Source organism: Burkholderia pyrrocinia, assembly GCF_018417535.1.
In the GTDB taxonomy this organism is placed as follows: domain Bacteria; phylum Pseudomonadota; class Gammaproteobacteria; order Burkholderiales; family Burkholderiaceae; genus Burkholderia; species Burkholderia pyrrocinia_E.
Genome location: NZ_CP070979.1, coordinates 504,039 through 521,888, shown reverse-complemented (window position 1 = coordinate 521,888; position 17,850 = coordinate 504,039). Strand labels below are relative to the sequence as shown.

Below are 17,850 nucleotides of genomic sequence, written 5' to 3'. Positions count from 1 at the left end.
GCGCACGCCCCGGACAGCACTTTTGACCATTTCGAAATAATTGCCATTAAAATTCATCAACTTGGCCTTCGTCGGAAGTGACCAGAATTGCTTCCGTCATGCATCACGTGCTTGAGCTCCCCTGCTGCGAAGGATGCCGGATCGGTATCAACTGCGGGGCAACAAGTGCGTGTCAGCGAGCCATCACAGCAGAGGGGCTCCCTGTGACGAGGCAGTAACCGCCCAAGAGCCGATCTATCGCTGAAATGCTGCCGATAATGCTGCCGATTTGCGAAAGTCGTTAGGTAGTGACGTGGCGACCCAGCTGTTCAGCCTCTTAATTGCCGCACACGACGCGCCAGACCGACCGCCTCCGGCACTTATGAATTTCCTATGCGTCAAAAGTTCCAGCTTAAATTGACAGGATTGGGTATAGTTACGCATCCGCCCCACGTAACGAGATCGCAACATTCCAAATGGGCCCTATCGCTCGCCGACGGCCGGAAAACAACGGACGAACCTGTTTTTTCGTCTTCCAGAATAACTAAATTCTTCCGATTATCGAGGGACTATGGATTTGCTGGCGGCCATGCGAATATTCGTTCGGGTTGTCGAGCGCGGCAATTTATCGAGGGCCGCGAAAGATCTCGGCCTGGGCCAACCTACCGTTAGCGACCGCGTCGATCGGCTCGAACGGTTTCTCGGCGTCAAATTGCTGCTCCGGAACACGCGTGCGGTGTCGTGCACCGATGAAGGCATTCTGTTCTATCAGCGAAGCAAGATCGTACTCGACGCGGCCGACGAGGCGCGGGCCGTCGTCACGCTCGGCAACAAGATCGTGCGTGGGCGCATTCGCATTGCCGCGCCGCATGGGTTGGGCGAAGTCGTGCTACCGGAAATCCTCACGGTAATCCGCGAACATAATCCGCAGCTTTATATCGATCTCGTCCTGAATGACGAAATCACCGACCCCGTCACCGAGGGCGTCGATATTTCATTGCGGCTCGGCCAGATCGGCGATGGCAATTTCGTCGCGCGTCGGTTGGGTTACGTACGACGCGTACTGGTCGCGTCGCCGCTTTATATCGAAAAGCACGGGCTGCCAGAGGAACCGACCGACATCGTCGGGCACCCATTCATTCGCGTCACGGGGCTCTTCAACGACGGCCAGCTTCGCCTGATGAGCCCGTCGAAATCGGTGCGGCCGACGCCGATCAACGTCGTCATCAGCACCAGCCACTGGCGGCCGGTCTACGAGCTACTGCTGAACGGCGCGGGTATCGGCGTCCTTCAGGAACACGTCTGCATCGACGCTCTGGAATCCGGCCGGCTCGTCAGGCTGCTGCCGGATTACACGGTACCGGGATTCGACCTGCATGCGCTGCTGCCGGTCGCGCGGCCCGTCCCTTCGAAGACACAGGTCGTCGTGAATATCATCGAGGAGTATCTGCCAAAGGCGATGGCGCGGGCTGCGGACGGCGCGCTCGACATGTAGCGCGCCGCGCGATCGGCCGCGCATCGCGCGCGGCTGGCAGGCGACGGCACCGACCGCAATTCCGCCGGGGGATGCCGCAGTCAGGACGGTCAGATAAGCTGACGACATCAAACGGAGCGCGAGCCGATGAAGCCGATTATCGGGCCGTCGACAAGGACGGCAATACCATCGATTGTCTGCTGCGCGCCCGAGACGGTGACGATCGACAAAACAAATCCCCATCCGTGCATCAACGTCCGCATATTTCATTTTTTTCCGCGCACGGAAACGGGAGCGGGTCGAGTGGCCGCAAGCAGCGCGGCGCCGATGGCCATGATGGCCACCATCAACAGCAGGCTCGCGCGGAAGCTCCCGGTCGACGTCCGCAGCCAGCCGATTGCCGCAGGACTGAAAAAGCCGCCCAACACGCCGATCGTATTGATCAGCGCGATGCCGCCCGCGGCGGCGGGTCCTTTCAGATAGGCGGATGGAATGGTCCAGAATACCGTGTAGGCCATCCACATTGCGGTCGTCGCAACCGTGATGCAAATCAGCGAAACATCGAGCCTGTCGCTCGACACGACAGTAGCGGCGAGCGAAATCGCGCTGACCAGCGCCGGAATCGCGCTGTGCCAGCGCCGCTCGTTGCGGCGATCGGAACTACGGCCGGCGACGACCATGCCGATGGTCGCGGCAACGAACGGAATCGACGAATAGAGGCCGATCTTCATCGGATCGGTGACGCCGCTGGCCGCCAGCAGGCCGGGCAGCCAGAAATTGATCAGGTAGATGCCGCAAATGACACAGAAATAGGCGGCGCTCATCAAATAGACGTACGGGTCCTTCACGACTTCCGCGAAACCGTGCCGCTCCGCATGTTGAGGCTTCGCGGCCATGTCGACGAGTTCCTGCCGTTCCTCGGGTGACAGCCACGATGCCGTCTCGGGGCGATCGGCAAGCAGCACGCGGGCCATGATGCCGAGCGTGACGCACGGCAGCCCTTCGATCAGGTACATCCACTGCCAGCCGGACAGGCCGCCCAAGCCTGCGAAGGTCGTCATGATCCACATCGACAGCGGGCCGCCGAGCACGCCTGCGAGGGGGCCGCCGATCATGACCGCCGCGATGGCTTTCGCACGGCGGGATTCGGGATACCAGCAGGTCAGATAGAAGAGGATGCCTGGCGTGAATCCGGCCTCGAAGACGCCCAGGAGAAAGCGCAGCACATAGAACGTCGTCGCATCGCGCGTCGCGACCATGGCTGCGGACGTCAGGCCCCACAGCACCAGGATCCTGCTGATGGCCTTGCGCGCGCCGGTTTTCGGCAGCAGCAGGTTGGACGGCACCTCGAAGAGCGCGTATCCGATGAAGAATATGCCGGCGGCCAGGCCGTATTGCGCATCGGTCAAGCCGATGTCGGACTGCATGTGCAGCCGGGCGAAACCAACATTGAGCCGGTCAAGGCATGCAAACAAATAACAGATGAGCAAAAAGGAAAGCAGGCGGCGGTCGAGCCGGCGATAGAGCGCCGACGTGCGATCGCCATTCTGGATCGAGACGACAGTGGACATGCCAGTCCATATGAACGCGTCCCGTTTGCAGCAGTTTTCATGTGTTTCGACAGGCAGGACGGGTTGCAGCGCTCCATATCGCCCGTTGTTCTCCTGGTGCAGGCATTCAGGTTTGGCGAACCCCGGTCCTGCCTCGCTTGTCACCACACTCGATTACTGCGCAACCTTTCGACGTTCACCCTGTATTGAACGTTGATCTTCTCGCTCGCGTGGGCCGTTCCGGCCGGTTTCACGCTAACGTAGCCTTTTCGGTACAACCTGTCGTGAGCCGGGCGCCTCCGCATGAGTCAACACCGCTCGCGCGCTGTGAATCCGGCATTCGATCCCGGCAATCCGCTTTCCCCGGCCGACCGTGGCGCTGCGCCCGGCATCGGACCGGGCGCAGCGAGGGCGCGGTTTGTCAGGCGACTTCGGACAATTCGGGCTCCTCCTCCTCCTGGTATTGCCTGACTCGCGCGCGGAACGTGTCCGAAAGCGGCACCGTCGATTCCGTCACGTAGTCGTAAGCGACGTGCGTCGACGCGCCTCGCGCGATCACGGTGTCGGCGTCGCCCGCGAGCGTGATCAGGTATTCGAGGTCGAAGCTCTTCGTGCCGAGGCGCGTGATTCGCGCGCTCAATTCGAGCGATTCCCCCCATTTCGCGGAACGGACGTATTCGCACGACGTCTTCAGCATGATCTGCGGAATGCCCTGATCGAGCGGCACCTCCAGCAGTTCATGCGCGTAAGCCATGTATGCATTCAGCATGTACACGTAATACATCGTCGCGCTGACGTGGCCGGCGGGATCCTGGTCGCGATACGTGACGTCGAATTTCTGTGTGAAGGCTCGGGTCATCTTGGCACCTGTGGGTTGAGGTTGTGCCCGCCGGACTGCCCGGCGGGTCGGGTCAAGCAAACGTTGAATGCCCGATGGCATCCGCGCATCGCGCGAAAGCTTGCGGCGCGATGCCGGACGGGCCGGGGCATGCGCGCTACGACAGCACGCACTGGTCGAGGTATGGCTTCCCGCCATGCGCGTGCACGATCGAGCCGCCGCGCATCTCGACGATCGGCAACTCGGCGAGGGCATTGACGACGTGCGCCATCGTCGGCAGGTCCGACCAGCTCGCGACGTTGAAGCGCACGCGCGCATCTCCGACGTGCCGCCGGTCGACCGTGACGTACGGGTCGTGAACCGGCGTCAGCGTGACCTGGCACAGCTCGGTCTCGCCCCAGTCGCCGGTGCGCGGCGTGTACTTCAGCATCAAGGTGCCGTCGGACCGGGTCGGCGGTGTGTCGGCGACCGGTTCCCGCAATCCCGTCACGCCGAGCTCGATAAAGCGAAAGCCCATCCAGCTCGCTTCGCAATGCTGTTCGCCGTTGAACTGCCGCGGCGCCGCGACGTCCGCATAGAGCTTCGGATGACCGATCTCGTCGCGGCCGGTGATGATCGGATCCGCGAGGTTTTCCCATACCGCCGCGAGAAACTTTCCGGCAGCGCGGTCGCGCGTCCCCGCAAAGATCGCGGGCCAGCTCACGTGAACCATCGTGTAGCCGCGTCCGGCGAGCCAGTCGATACCGGTCAGGTAGTGGAACTCGACGGTCACGACGGGCTCGCCGGCGAGCGTGAAACGTTCCGGAAGATGCCGTTCCAGCCGGGCGGCATCGGTGAGAAACGACGCGGATACCGTCATGCGCGTCGGATTGCGGTGCGGGTCGACTGCGAGCGCGTTCGGCACCTGCCGGGGGCCCGGTGCCGGTCCGAAGTGAGTGGGCATTCGATAGATGCGCCCCTTCTCGAACGTGTAAGCCAACGAACACCTCCTTCGTCTGTACGCGGGCCGGCCGCCGTGTTCGGCCGGCCCGCGCGTCGTTTTACCGATGGGATGCCAGACCCGCGCCGGCATAGATGATTTGCAGCTCCCCCTGGATTTCTCGCATGAGATTGCCCGAACTCGCGTTCTGCGGAAGGTTCTGCAGGCGGAACAGCACGAACGGCTCGGTGCCCGACGGGTTGCCGATGGCGTGATAACCCCAGGCGGGCACGAACACCGTGTCGCCCGGCACGAGTCGCTCGCGCGTCTGGTCTTCGCCGAACGCCATTTCTCCGGAGCCCGATTGAACGATGTACAGATGCCAGAATGAATGGCGATGCCGCTCCGTCATCTCGCCGGGCTTCAGTACCTGGATGACGAGCGACAGATCGGGGGCGACTGTCCCGTGCTCATCGACTCTGCCGCCGGACAGCGCAAGCGTGCCCTGCGGGTTATGCGGGCGGCTGCGCATCATTGACTCGATCGATTGCCAATTCCAGACCACCGGGTCGGCCGGGGGTTTCGACGTCAGTTCGAGATATTCCGAGAACGAGAGAATGTCGCCTTCGATCGTCTGCATGGTTACTCCTTGTTGTACGCAGGGTGGGATGAACAGGTATCCGGATGGGCATCGCGGAACGCCGCGAGCTGCATGCATGCGTCATGAATGCGCGATACGGTCGGATACGGCGCGATATCGATGTTGACGTTGCGGGCCGAGACGATTTGCGGCACCAGCGCGAGGTCCGCGAGAGACGGGCGATCGCCGTGACAGAACCGGCCTGTCTCGGCGCTGCCGGCGAGCATCGTCTCGAGTGCGCCCAGGCTCGTGGTGATCCAGTGCTGCTTCCAGCGGAGCACCACGTCGTCGTCGCAGCCGGTCGCCTCTTTCAGGTACTGGGCGACACGCATGGCCGTGATCGGGTGGGTGTCCGCCGCGACCGTCTGGAACAGCGCGCGCACGCGCGCGCGTTCCTGCGTGCCGGCAGGCAGCAGCGGCGGGTCCGGATATTCGTCGTCGAGATACTCGATGATCGCCGACGACTGGGTCAGCACGCGGTCGCCGATCCGCAGCGCGGGCAGCAGGCCTTGCGGATTGATCGACAGATACGGATCGGCGCGGTGGGCGCGCGCATCGAGATCCTGAACGACCGCCGTGTAGGCGATGCCCTTCAGATTGAGCGCGATACGCACCCGGAACGATGCGGACGAGCGGTGGAAATCGTGCAGGGTCAGCATGTTTAGTTACCCTCCAGCGCCGCTGTCAAGGCGGCTTCAGGCGCGGCTGCGAGCGAATCGCGCGCCGCGGTGGTGTCGTCGCCCGGCACGCCGATGCGGGCCGGGCCGGTGGCCTGTTCGGCCGCGATCACGTCGAGCAGCTCGAGCACGCAGCGCTCGGCGTCGCGCGTCTGCCGCGACGCGATGCCCGGACGTGGCAGTGCATGCGTGTAGAAGTGCGCGCCTTCGATGGGAAAGCCGATGGCCCAGAGGCGCGACTGCGCTTCGCCGTCGCGGCCGAGCGGATGCATACCCGTATCGACGTCGAGTCCGCCCGGGTGGTAGTTGCCGTTCCGGTACGGGCGGACGATGCCGCGGCTGAGCAGCGCGGTCGAGAGCGGCGAACCGTCGGTGGCCGGCGAATACGGATCGAGCCGCGCGACGACGAGCACGTCCGCGTAGCGGCGCTCCACCCGCTCGCCGTATTGCGCCTCGATGCGGAAATGCGCGCACGTCTCGTCGGCGACAAGCCGCGCGCCGGGGCCGCCGGCGATGTCGAGCAAGCCGGCGCGGTGCAGCGCGAGGTGCTCGCGATTGCGCCGCAGCGGCGGGCCGAACGACACGCGGTTGGTGATGGCGTTGAATTCGTCGACGAAGTAGCGATGCGAATCGGGCGTCAGCCCGCCGTATTCGACGGCCGCGCGCAGCGCGTCGCGCGTATCGCGCAGCACGTCGGTCGCCGCCTTGACCGGGCTCGTCAGGTTGCCGAGCAGCGCGTGATGCAGGTCGTCGCGCATGAGCTCGAAAAAGAACGTGCGGAACGCGTCGAAGGATTCGAACGCCCTGCCCTCGAGCGGCCACAGAATCCGGCCGATCGCGTGCAGCTCATCCGGGCGCGGCTCGAACCCGTCGGCATCGACGTTGCCGCCTTGCAGCGCGAGCCGGTACGCGTAAGCCATTTCCTTGATAATCAGCGGCAGCACGTCAGCGCGGAAATCGATCCGGCTGTTGCCCGTCGTGTCCAGCGCGGCCGCACGCAATGCCGCCACCGCGTCCGGCGTGAAGAAGCGCGGGCGGTGGCGCCCCGTCAGCCCCTTCTGGTTGATCCCGCGCGCGGCGAACGGCAGGCAGTTGCGGGAGAACAGCAGGATCTGCGGTTCGAGCCCGGACTTCTGGTATTCGAGTTCGCCGTCGCGTTCGACGTAGCGTCCGCCACGGCCGATCGTCAGCGCGGACACGACATCGTGTGCGGTCAGGCCGAACCCCTGTACGGCGACGGTCGCGGTGGGGGCGATATCGTTCAGCGTCTCGATCGGGTATGGCGACGGCACGTATGCGAGCTGCCCGTTGTTGACCTGATGCCGCTCCGCGAACTGCGCGAGGCGCTGGTCGCTCTCGGTGGGCCGGCGCGTGCCGTGGCCCGTCGTCAGGAACACGTAGTGCGCAAAGGCCGGCGCGCTGTCGTCGACTTGCAGCTCGTAGCCGCGCTTGGCCGGCACGAGATCGACCACGCGGGCGCGGCGATGCGTCACCGCGACGCTGCGCGGCAGCGCGGCGACGATCCGTGCATAAACCCAGGACAGGTATTCGCCGAGCAGGCTGCGCGGCAGATGGTCGGCATCGTTGAGCGGGCGGCCCGCATCGACCGACGCCTTCCGGAACGCGCCGTCGACGTAGCGATATCCGCTGTCATGCGCCCATTCGACGAGCGACGGCGCGCCGTGCCGGCCCAGCTCGCTCGACGGCGCGAACATCGTCACTTGCGACGCGACGGTGTTGATCATCAAGTGATCCGGCTGGCTCGACGGATGAGCGCCCTGCCCGCACTCGCCGGCGTCGAACACCGTGATGTCCAGCGCGACGCCGGCCGGAATACTGCGCGCGTGCTCGACGAGGCGCTCGAGCACGGTGACGCCGCGCGGCCCCAAGCCAATGATCGCAATCGAAATCGTGTTCGTCATTGCGTTTCTCCCGTTTCGAGTTGAACGTCGGCCAATGCTGTCGCCGGGTTCAATACCGCCGCGCGTGACGCGTCGGCGGCGAGGTGCGCATCGCTCAAGGGCGGCGCGTGCAGCGCCACGATGTCCGGATGCCCGTTCCAGCGCGGGAAGCGCTGGCGCACCGCCGGATCGTGGCCGGGAATGATGTGGTCGGGGCCGTCCGCCAGCGCTTCGATCGCCGCATGCCCGTCGAGCATGCGCGCGACGTTGAAGACGATCGGGAACGGGCGCTTCGAGCGGATGTGGTCCCAGTAGTGCGCGGCGTCGCTGGCCAGCACGACATGGCCTCGCGCCGTGCGCACCCGCACCACCTGCAGGCCGGCCGTGTGGCCGCCGATCAGGTGCGTGTGGATGCCGGATGCCACCGCGTGATCGCCGTCGGCGAATCGCACGCGGCCCGCGTGCAGCCGTTCGATCGCCGCGCACACGTCATGCGCCTCGAACGGCTTGCGAATCGCTTCGTGACACATGCAGCGCCCGGTGCAGTACGCCATCTCCGCATCCTGGATATGCAGCGTCGCCCCGGGAAACGCGCGAATGTTCCCCGCGTGGTCGTAGTGCATGTGCGTGATGATCACGTCGTCCACGTCGGCCGCGTCGATGCCGAGCTCGCCCAGCAGCGCCACCGGCGAATGCAGATAGCGGCGCTTGCGCCGGGCGGCCGTCGGCGCGTCGAACCCTGTGTCGACCAGCACCGTGCGGCCCATGCCGCGAATCACCCAGACATAGAAGTCGAGCGGCATGGAGATGTCGTCGTGCGGATCGTCGCCGAGATAGTTCTCGCCGCTGCGCCGATCGTCGTGCGTCGCGTAACGCAGCGCAAAGACTTCGTACTCCGCGCTTTCCTGATCGAGAAGGCCGCTCATTCCACGACCTCCAGCAAATCGGGGCGCACGGCGTCGTGATGGGCCACGGCGATGGTCCGGCCCGATCTGCCAGCGCCATGCTCCATCGCCGCCAGTTCGTCCTGGAAGAAGAAGGTTTTTTCGCCGAATGCGGGGACGAGCTCGTCGAACCAGGTCGCTTTCGGATCGAACTTCGCATAGAACGGCCGGCGTACCCATTCGGGGTTGCGGGCCTGCAGCAGTTGCAGCGCGAACACCTTCTCGCCGGCGAGCTCGACGATGCCGTCGACCATCACCTTGCCCGGGAACGCGCTCATCGACGGGCCGCGCACGGTGCGGGCGAGGCCCGATATCGAGCGGTAGGCGGACTGGAAAATCTCGTAGGCGCGTGCGAGCGGCAGCTTGAAATAGTCGCTCGGCCCGGTGTCGCGTTCGACGAACATGTAGTACGGGATCGCTCCGAGCCGCACGCCCGTCGTCCACAGCTCGGCCCAGGCGGCCGGATCCTCGTTGATGTGCCGGATCAGCGGTGCTTGGATGCGCACGCTCGCGCCGGTGCCGATGATGCGCCGCATGGCCCGCTGCGCGATCGGATGCTGCAGTTCGCGCGGATGGTTGTAATGGCCCATGATCGCGAGATTGCGCCCGGACGCCACCACCTTTTCGAACACGCGCAGCAGGTCGTCCGAGTCCTTGTCGCTCACGAAGCGCTGCGGCCAATAGGCGACCGACTTCGTGCCGATCCGGATGTTCTGCAGATGGTCGAACTCCGGCGCGAGCAGCGGCTCGAGGTATTCGCCGAGCGCGCGGGCACTCATCACGAGCGGATCGCCGCCCGTCACGAGAATGTCGGTGACTTCCGGATGACGCCGCAGATAGGCGGTGAGCTCCTGCGACGAACGAGCGTCGAACTTGAGCTCGTCCATGCCGACGAACTGCGGCCAGCGGAAGCAGAACGTGCAATACGCGTGGCAGGATTGCCCCGCACTCGGAAAGAACAGCACCGTCTCGCGATACTTGTGCTGCAGGCCGCTTAACGGCACGCCGTCGAGATAGGGCACGTTGTGGGTCAGCTGACCGGCGGGGTGCGGGTTCATCCGCAGGCGGATCTGGCGGACGACGGCTTCGATGCGCGCTTCGTCGGCACCTTCCCGGACGAGATCGCGGATCGCCGCATACTCGTCGTCCTTCAGCATGTCGCGATGCGGGAACGTGAGCCGGTAGATCGGGTCGTCGGGAACCTTGTCCCAGTCGATCAGCTCGTTCAGCACATAGGGATTGACTCGAAACGGCAGTACGCGCGAGACGACGTCGACGGCTTCCTGAAGCTCGCCCGGCAACAGCTGCCATTGCGGCGATTGGGAAACAGTGTGCCTCGTATACGGCTTGAACTTCCACATCTGATCCTGACTCATGACGGCCCTCTCAAGCAAAGTAGATTTATGAATGCGACGACATCGGAATCAATTTCCTGGTGATAAAGGTGATGCGTTAAGTACAACGAAATGACGAATGCAAATCGAAAGCGATGGAACGGCGTGATGCATTGCCGTTCGCCGCCGGTGCTCAGGACACGGCGCTTACATCGAGCGGCGCGCTGGTCTTCGCCTTGATCTCGCCGGCGCTCACGCCGTCGGCGAGTTCGAGGACCTTCAGGCCGGTCGGCGTCACTTCGATCACGCCGAGATCGGTGATGATCAGGTCGACCACGCCGACACCCGTCAACGGCAGGTTGCACTCGTCGAGGATCTTGTGCTGGTCGCCCTTCGCGACGTGCTCCATCAGCACGACGACGCGCTTCACGCCCGCGACGAGGTCCATCGCGCCGCCCATCCCCTTGATCATCTTGCCGGGGATCATCCAGTTCGCGAGGTCGCCCTGCTTGCTGACCTGCATCGCGCCGAGGATCGCGAGGTTGATGTGGCCGCCGCGGATCATCGCGAACGAGTCGGCCGACGAGAAGATCGACGAGCCCGGCAGCGTCGTGACGGTCTGCTTGCCGGCGTTGATGAGATCGGCGTCGACTTCGTCTTCGGTCGGCGACGGGCCGATGCCGAGCAGGCCGTTCTCCGACTGCAGCCACACCTCGACGCCTTCCGGCACGTGGTTCGCGACGAGCGTCGGCAGGCCGATGCCGAGGTTCACGTAGAAGCCGTCCTGCAGTTCCTTCGCCGCGCGCGCGGCCATCTGGTCACGATTCCAGGCCATGTCAGTCTCCTTTCGCGCGTACGACGCGTTGTTCGATGCGTTTTTCGGGCGTCGCGTTCAGCACGATGCGCTGCACGAAAATCCCCGGCGTATGGACCTGGTCCGGATCGAGCGTGCCGTTCTCGACGATCTCCTCGACCTCCGCCACGGTGATCTTGCCGGCCATCGCGCACATCGGGTTGAAGTTGCGCGCGGTGCGGCGGTAGATCAGGTTGCCGGACTTGTCCGCCTTCCAGGCCTTCACGAGCGCGACGTCGGCCGTCAGCGACGGCTCGAGCACGTAGTGGCGATCGCCGAACTGGCGCGTTTCCTTGCCTTCCGCGATCACGGTGCCGTAGCCGGTATTCGTGAAGAACGCCGGAATGCCCGCGCCGCCGGCACGCAGCTTCTCGGCGAGTGTGCCTTGCGGCGTGAATTCGAGCTCGAGTTCGCCGGCCAGGTACTGGCGCTCGAACTCCTTGTTCTCGCCGACGTACGACGAGATCATCTTCTTGATCTGGCGCGTTTCCAGCAGCAGGCCGAGACCGAAGCCATCGACGCCCGCGTTGTTGCTGATGCACGTGATGCCCTTGACGGCCGAATCGCGCAACGCCGCGATCAGCGCCTCGGGAATCCCGCACAGGCCGAAGCCGCCGATCGCGAATGACTGGCCGTCGCGCACGATGTCCCGGAGCGCTGAAGCAGCGCTCGAATGAAGTTTGCTCATACGTAATCCTTATTGAGATTCACGCCCGTTGGACGCGAATCGCCGGTGGAGGAAACCGATTCAGCGGGAGAATGTCGCGGGGTCAGACTTCGGCCACACTTTCGGGAAGGGAATGATCTGCAGTTGCGCTGTTGAACCGGAAGCCTTCGTAATCGCGTTCGATGATGCCGTCGCATACGGCGATGTAGGAATCGAATCCTTCGAGATCGAGCAGGACGGCACGCGGCTTGCCGGGCACGTTTGCGCCGACGTACCAGGAGTTGCTCTGATGGATCAGCGTCTTCTCCGCGATCGCCTGGATGCGTGCCGTCCACGCTTCCTGCGCCGCGCGAGTCGGCTCGACGGTAGCCGCATCGTGGTGCTCGGCGCGCTTGATCAGCTTCATCACGAGTTCGACCTGGTGCTCGTCGCACGGCACCGCGCTGCTCAGCGAGGCGGTGCTCCCGGGACCCGCGATGTTGAAGAGGTTGGGGAACGCCGCGCTCATGAGCCCCAGATACGTCTGCGGACCGTTCTTCCACGCGGTGCGCAGCGATTCGCCGTGACGCCCGCGAATGTCCACGTTCAGCAGCGCGCCCGTCACCGCATCGAAGCCGGTTGCGAATACGATCATGTCGAGTTCGATCTCGCGGCCGTCCGCGACGATGCCGTTGCGGGTGATCGACTCGATCGGCGTTTCCTTCAGGTCGATCAGCGACACGTTGTCGCGATTGAAGGTTTCGAAATAGCCGCTGTCGGCGCACAGGCGCTTCGTCAGGATCGGATGGCCGCTCGGCGTGAGCTTGTCGGCCAGCACGGGATCGTCGATCTTCTCCCGGATCTTCGCGCGGACGAATGCCGTGAGCGTGTCGTTCGCCTCCTTGTTCGTCAGCAGATCGTTGTACGACGTGTAGAAGCACAGCCCGCCCGCGGCCCAGCGCGCTTCGTATTCGCGCAAGCGTTCTTCCGGCGTGACGGACAGCGCGGAAATCCGCAGCGGTTGACGCGGTTCGCCGCCGACACAGACGAAGCCACCGGGCGATTGCCATTCCATGCGGCGCAGTTCCGCGTAGTTCGCCTTCATTTGCTGCTCGTATTCCGCGTCCATTGGACGGTTGCGCAGCGGGATGCTGTAGTTCGGCGTGCGCTGGAACACGGTGACGTGCGCGGCCGATTGCGCGGCGACCGGGATGAACTGAATCGCCGACGAGCCAGTGCCGATCACGCCGATGCGCTTGCCGGCAAGGTCGACCGTGCCGGCCGGCCAGCGCGACGTGAAGTAGGTTTCGCCGGCGAAGCTGCCGTATCCGGGGACGTCCGGCACCTTCGGCGCAGACAGGCAGCCGGTCGCCATCACGCAGTAGCGGGCGTGCAGTCGTTCGCCGGCGTGAGTGACGAGCGTCCAGCGGGCGCACGATTCGTCGAACGTCACGGCGTCGATCCGCGTGCCGAGTCGGATGTGTTCATAGAGCCCGAAGCGGTGCGCGACGTGATCGAAATAGCGCAGCAGTTCGGGCTGCGATGCATAGCGTTCCGTCCAGCGCCATTCCTGTTCGAGTTCGCGCGAGAACGAGTACGAATACTCGAAGCTCTCGATGTCGACGCGTGCGCCGGGATAGCGATTCCAGAACCAGGTGCCGCCGATGCCGTCCGCCGCGTCGACGAGCCGTACGGACAGACCGGCTTCCTTGGCCCGATGCAGCATGTACAGGCCGGCTACGCCGGCGCCGACGATGACCATATCGAATGCGGCGTCCTCGTCTCTTGATGCGATATTCACCATGTCAGTCCTTCAATATGAACGTGTTGCTGGATTGATCGGGTACTTCCGTTTCGATACAGGGAGAGCATGCGCCGGCCTGGAATCCGGTTGGCGCCCGGGCGGCATCGCGGCAGCGATGCGCGCGCCGGGAGAAGACACATCAGTCGTAGGCGCGGGAGCCGACAGACACGGTCGCCACGGACCACTTTCGGCCATACGCCAGCATCATCACGAAGCTGAGAACGAAACTCAGGCCGCCGACCATCAGCAGGCCGAGCTCGCCGAGCACGGGCAACAGGTTGGTGAGGAAGCCCGTCACGACCCAGGCGATCGCCATCACTGAGCCGGCGACGCCGAGCGCCCAGCCCTGGCGGTCCTCGGTCACCGCGTCCGAATACGCGGTGTACATGGTGGTGTATGCAACCATGTCGAAGCAGCCGACCACCATGCCGAGAACCCAGAGCGTGTTTTCGTGCGGAAACAGCGCCGACAGCACTTGCCCGACGCCCGCGATCAGCAGGCCCGTCTTCGCGATGTCGACCACGCTCCAGATTTTCAGCATCAGCCGCACGATCACCATCAGCCCGAACACGAAGGACATGCCGATCAGGCCGCTGAACAGGCCGAGCTGCGAGCTCGTGTACTGGAATTTCGTCTGCAGCACCAGCATGATCGTCTGCAGATACAGCCCGTAGCCGACCTGCATCAGGAAGAACACGATCGACAGGAACGCGATGCGGCGGTGCGTGCCGGCCTGGTAGATGATCCGCAGCGGCATCAGCAGGTCCACACGCGTGTTGCCGGTCGGCGCGACCGCGTTGCGATATGACCAGAACGTCCAGAGCCCGCAGACGACCGACAGCACGGCGACCAGCAGGAACGGCGTGCCGTAGTTGAAGAACGGTGCGATCGTGCGGTCCGACGTGACGCCGCCGAGCACGGGGCCGACGATGACGCCCGCGCTGAACGCGATCGACATGATGCTCATGTTGTACGCCTTGGTTTCCGGCGTGCTCATGTCCGTGATCGCAGCCTGCGCGATCCCTTGGCAACCGGCCATCAGGCCGCTCAGGCCGCGTCCGATCAGCAACAGCGTGATACTCGGCAGTAGCGCGCCGAGCGCCATCAGTAAGTAGCTGAGAGCCAGGCCGAACACGCACAGCAGCATGATCTTCCGCCGGCCGTAGCCGTCGGACAGCTCACCCATCAGCGAGGAGCCGAAGAACATGCAGAACGGATAGACGCCGTACCCGAGCCCCAGGTAGAAATTGCGGAGTTGCGGACTCGTATCGGCCCCGATGATGCCGGATTGGGGGTCGGAGAAGATCGCCGCCATGATCGGGTACACGAGCCCGAACCCCATCGCGTCGATCGCAATGGCGAGCAGGCATGGACCCAGCAGTTTGATATTGAGTTTGGACATGTATGGCCTCGGTAGTAACGTGACAGCTACAGTAGTCGAAGGCCGGTTTTGCGAGTAGAGACGTATCTGCAATAGAAATTATCGTAGTTACCGATAACCAACGATATCCTTTCGGAAATGTAAGGAAGGGCTGATGGTAGCGGGTTTGCGGCCCGGCCGGGCGTTGGTGCACGGATGGGAATTAGGAGGACGTAATAGACAGACAGATCGACGAAGACTTTCCGGGGTTCTGTCGCAATAGGGACGGTCGGCGATGTGGGGTGTTGGGAAGCTTATGGATTAGAAATGCATGATCTTGAATCAAGCTGGGCGCCCTCGAATCTGAAGTACAACACGGCGTTGTTGCATAAATCAGGCACAGGGACGAAGTGATGCCCTTGTTCATGATCTCAGGCGATGCGGACGGACTGCGGGCGTGCGAGCTCAGTCATGCGGTTGAGCACACCCACACGAATCGGGACTTCAGTGGCCTGCGAGTCGATGCGTCTGCGCTACAGGATTGGTCGCGCGCTTATGTATGCGCCAGCATCCATGCCGTTCCCGGAGCGACTAGCCGCATTTTGGTTCAGCCGATGCGGTTTCAATGAAAAAATGAAAACCCCATGCGACCGACGGAAAGCACCGCCGAGCCGGAGATTCAAAAAGCGCTGCATCGAGCTGCCTCGATCGCGCGCCTGCACTGTCAATAGTCGTCGGAACGATAGTGTCGGCGCTTGTAACGACGCTGCGGTCGCGGAGGCGGAGCGTCGTCGTCATCGTAGCCATACCTGGGAGCACCGAGTGTGGCACCAGTCACATTCGCAGCGCCACCGAGTGCGGTTCCTGTAATGTTTGCCGCACCGCCAAGCGCTGCACCGGTGACATTGGCTGCTCCTCCCAACGCCGCACCGGTGATGTCCGCCGCTCCGCCGAGTGCCGACCCGACAATGCCCTGGGCGTGAGCAGACGCTTGAGTCAAAGCAACGATCGCGGCACTTGCGAACACCTACATCGATGCTTTCCTGGTGATAAACATGTGGCACCTATCGCCCGATAATTGTTTAGATTCATGGTCATTAAATCAGGTTGGCTAAGTATTCTGACGACGGCGATCGTCTGCCATCCACCTTACAGAAGGTTACCCGAATTGACCGATGCGGATTTCTTTTCTCATGAATTACCTCGCAAATTTTCACCAATCAAAAAAATCAATGGCATTGGCTTTCGATGAGTTTTTAAACCGGACAATCTTGTCGCGACGCGACGCGACGCGACGCGACGCGACGCGACGTGACGCGACGCGACGCGACGACGCTCGATCGACTACGCGACGGTGCCTGCCGTCTTGAAGCCGTTCGAATCCGCGTCTTGCCCCGTTGCTGCCGGCGCCATTACACCGCCCCATCCCGGGCTCCTTTACGCCGCCCATTGACACGCCGAGTCGGCAATACGGCGAGCCCGCGCACCGCCGCCGCGTTCTCGGCGCCATCCTCGCTGCGGTCCGTGATCTCGTCCAGCGCCCGGTTGTTGGTGTACGGCCCGAACACACCGATCGACACCATCACGATCAGCATGCTGCCGCCGATCAGCACGAACACCGCGGACACCCCGGCGCGTTCGAGCAGCAGCGCAACGATGAAACTGCTCGCGATTCCCGTCAGGCGGCCGATCGAATGCACAAAGCCGAGCGCGCGCCCGCGGATCTCGGTCGGAAACAATTCCGACTGGTACGCAGTGCCGTTGCTCGCGAGCACCGTATTGGACAGCGTGACGAGCAGGCCGAACGCGATCACGAACGGCGCCTGCGCCGACATCGCGAACGCGGTGCCGAACAGCGCGACGCCGAACGCCGACGCGACGATCAGCCACTTGCGCTCGATCCGGTCGGCGAGCAGGCCGGCGACGAACGGCGACACCGGATACGCGAACGCGATCACGAACGCATACCAGAGGCTCTTCGTGACGGTCGCGCCCTGCGCGGCGAGCAGCGTCGGCAGCCACTGGCTGAAGCCGAAGAAGCCGATGCTCAGGAATGCATTGAACGCGATCAGCATCGCCGTGCGGCCGCGATGCCGCGCATCCCACATCGACGGCGCGCGCTGTGCGGCCGGGGCAACTGCGGCCGGCATCCGGACTGCGGGCAGCGGCCGGCCGGATTCCCGCTCGACCGCCTGCTCGAGGCGCTGCAGCACGGCTTCGGCCTCGGCCTCGCGGCCGGTGCGGGCGAGCCAGCGCGGCGACTCCGGCAACCGCGACTGCAGCCACCAGACGACGACCGCGCCGCTGCCGCCGAGCAGCACGACCCAGCGCCACCCGGACATCCCAAGCGGATCGCGCGGCACCCATAGCCACGACACCAGCGCGAGCACGGGCATCGCGAGGTAGCCGACCGCGAAGCACAGCGCGAACGCGCGGCCGCGCACCGCCTTCGGCACCAGCTCGGTCAGGAACGCGCCGATCGTGATCAGCTCCGCGCCGATGCCGCAGCCCGCGATGAAGCGGCACACGAGAATGCCGAGCGCATGCGTCTGCACGCACATCGCAAGGCTCGCCGCCGTGTAGAGCAGCAGCGCGCCGGTGAACAGCGCGCGCCGCCCGAAGCGGTCCGCGAGGCGCGACACGAACATCTCGCCGACGAACAGCCCGGCGAACGTCGCCGCGCCGAGCGCGCCCTGGTCCGACATGCCGAGCACGCCGTGCGAGCCCGCGTGAAAGATGCCGTCGCGGATCAGCCCCGGCGGCAGGTAGGTCATCTGGAACAGGTCGTAGACCTCGAAAAACCCGCCGACGCTCAGGAACAGCACGAGCGTCCAGATGCTGGCCGTCGCGGGCAGGCGGTCGATGCGCGCGGCGATCGACGCCGCATGGGAATGTGACATGGCGACTCCTCGATGATCCGCCCGCGCGGCC

The 17,850-nt window shown here is 64.1% G+C and carries 15 protein-coding genes and 1 pseudogene; 1 reads left to right on the top strand and 15 read right to left on the bottom strand.

Features of this window, described 5'->3' with window-relative positions; all coding sequences use genetic code 11:
• Positions 1-550 precede the first annotated feature (550 nt).
• Positions 551-1,474, top strand: a complete 924-nt coding sequence (locus JYG32_RS35380) for a LysR family transcriptional regulator (protein ID WP_174379075.1) — start codon at positions 551-553, stop codon at positions 1,472-1,474.
• A gap of 107 nt (positions 1,475-1,581) precedes the next feature.
• Here the strand turns inward: JYG32_RS35380 and JYG32_RS39525 are convergent, their stop codons facing one another.
• From JYG32_RS39525 to JYG32_RS35310, 15 genes and pseudogenes are all read right to left on the bottom strand, one after another.
• Positions 1,582-1,716 (bottom strand): hypothetical protein, encoded by a 135-nt coding sequence (locus JYG32_RS39525; RefSeq protein ID WP_283842771.1) that lies wholly within the window; start codon positions 1,714-1,716, stop codon positions 1,582-1,584.
• Between the two features lie 3 nt (positions 1,717-1,719).
• On the bottom strand, positions 1,720-3,024 hold the full coding sequence (locus JYG32_RS35375) for an MFS transporter (protein ID WP_213268208.1): 1,305 nt from the start codon (positions 3,022-3,024) through the stop codon (positions 1,720-1,722).
• A gap of 400 nt (positions 3,025-3,424) precedes the next feature.
• Positions 3,425-3,862, bottom strand: a complete 438-nt coding sequence (locus JYG32_RS35370) for an acyl-CoA thioesterase (protein WP_174379073.1) — start codon at positions 3,860-3,862, stop codon at positions 3,425-3,427.
• A gap of 136 nt (positions 3,863-3,998) precedes the next feature.
• Complete coding sequence (locus JYG32_RS35365; protein WP_213268207.1) at positions 3,999-4,820, bottom strand: acetoacetate decarboxylase family protein; 822 nt, start codon at positions 4,818-4,820, stop codon at positions 3,999-4,001.
• Positions 4,821-4,881: 61 nt separating this feature from the next.
• Positions 4,882-5,400 (bottom strand): cupin domain-containing protein, encoded by a 519-nt coding sequence (locus JYG32_RS35360; RefSeq protein WP_174379071.1) that lies wholly within the window; start codon positions 5,398-5,400, stop codon positions 4,882-4,884.
• Positions 5,401-5,402: 2 nt separating this feature from the next.
• Entirely contained in the window at positions 5,403-6,056 is a 654-nt protein-coding gene (maiA, locus tag JYG32_RS35355) for a maleylacetoacetate isomerase (RefSeq protein WP_213268300.1), read from the bottom strand.
• 5 nt (positions 6,057-6,061) lie between these two features.
• Complete coding sequence (locus JYG32_RS35350; RefSeq protein ID WP_213268206.1) at positions 6,062-7,999, bottom strand: FAD/NAD(P)-binding protein; 1,938 nt, start codon at positions 7,997-7,999, stop codon at positions 6,062-6,064.
• Positions 7,996-8,904, bottom strand: a complete 909-nt coding sequence (locus JYG32_RS35345) for an N-acyl homoserine lactonase family protein (protein ID WP_174379068.1) — start codon at positions 8,902-8,904, stop codon at positions 7,996-7,998. Before JYG32_RS35345 ends, JYG32_RS35350 begins: the two co-directional genes overlap by 4 nt.
• Positions 8,901-10,298, bottom strand: a complete 1,398-nt coding sequence (locus JYG32_RS35340) for a KamA family radical SAM protein (RefSeq protein WP_213268205.1) — start codon at positions 10,296-10,298, stop codon at positions 8,901-8,903. The genes JYG32_RS35345 and JYG32_RS35340 overlap by 4 nt, the downstream gene beginning before the upstream one ends.
• 151 nt (positions 10,299-10,449) lie before the next feature.
• A complete protein-coding gene (locus JYG32_RS35335; RefSeq protein WP_213268204.1) occupies positions 10,450-11,091 on the bottom strand; it encodes a CoA transferase subunit B in 642 nt (213 codons plus the stop codon).
• Between the two features lies 1 nt (position 11,092).
• Positions 11,093-11,797: a CoA transferase subunit A gene (locus JYG32_RS35330; RefSeq protein WP_213268203.1), complete on the bottom strand. Its 705-nt coding sequence runs from the start codon at positions 11,795-11,797 to the stop codon at positions 11,093-11,095.
• Between the two features lie 82 nt (positions 11,798-11,879).
• Complete coding sequence (locus JYG32_RS35325; protein ID WP_174379064.1) at positions 11,880-13,559, bottom strand: flavin-containing monooxygenase; 1,680 nt, start codon at positions 13,557-13,559, stop codon at positions 11,880-11,882.
• A gap of 139 nt (positions 13,560-13,698) precedes the next feature.
• Entirely contained in the window at positions 13,699-14,961 is a 1,263-nt protein-coding gene (locus JYG32_RS35320; protein ID WP_174379063.1) for an MFS transporter, read from the bottom strand.
• Between the two features lie 389 nt (positions 14,962-15,350).
• Positions 15,351-15,449: pseudogene (locus tag JYG32_RS35315) on the bottom strand (IS5/IS1182 family transposase); the annotation flags it as partial.
• A gap of 882 nt (positions 15,450-16,331) precedes the next feature.
• Positions 16,332-17,819 (bottom strand): MFS transporter, encoded by a 1,488-nt coding sequence (locus JYG32_RS35310; RefSeq protein ID WP_213268202.1) that lies wholly within the window; start codon positions 17,817-17,819, stop codon positions 16,332-16,334.
• Between the last annotated feature and the right edge of the window lie 31 nt (positions 17,820-17,850).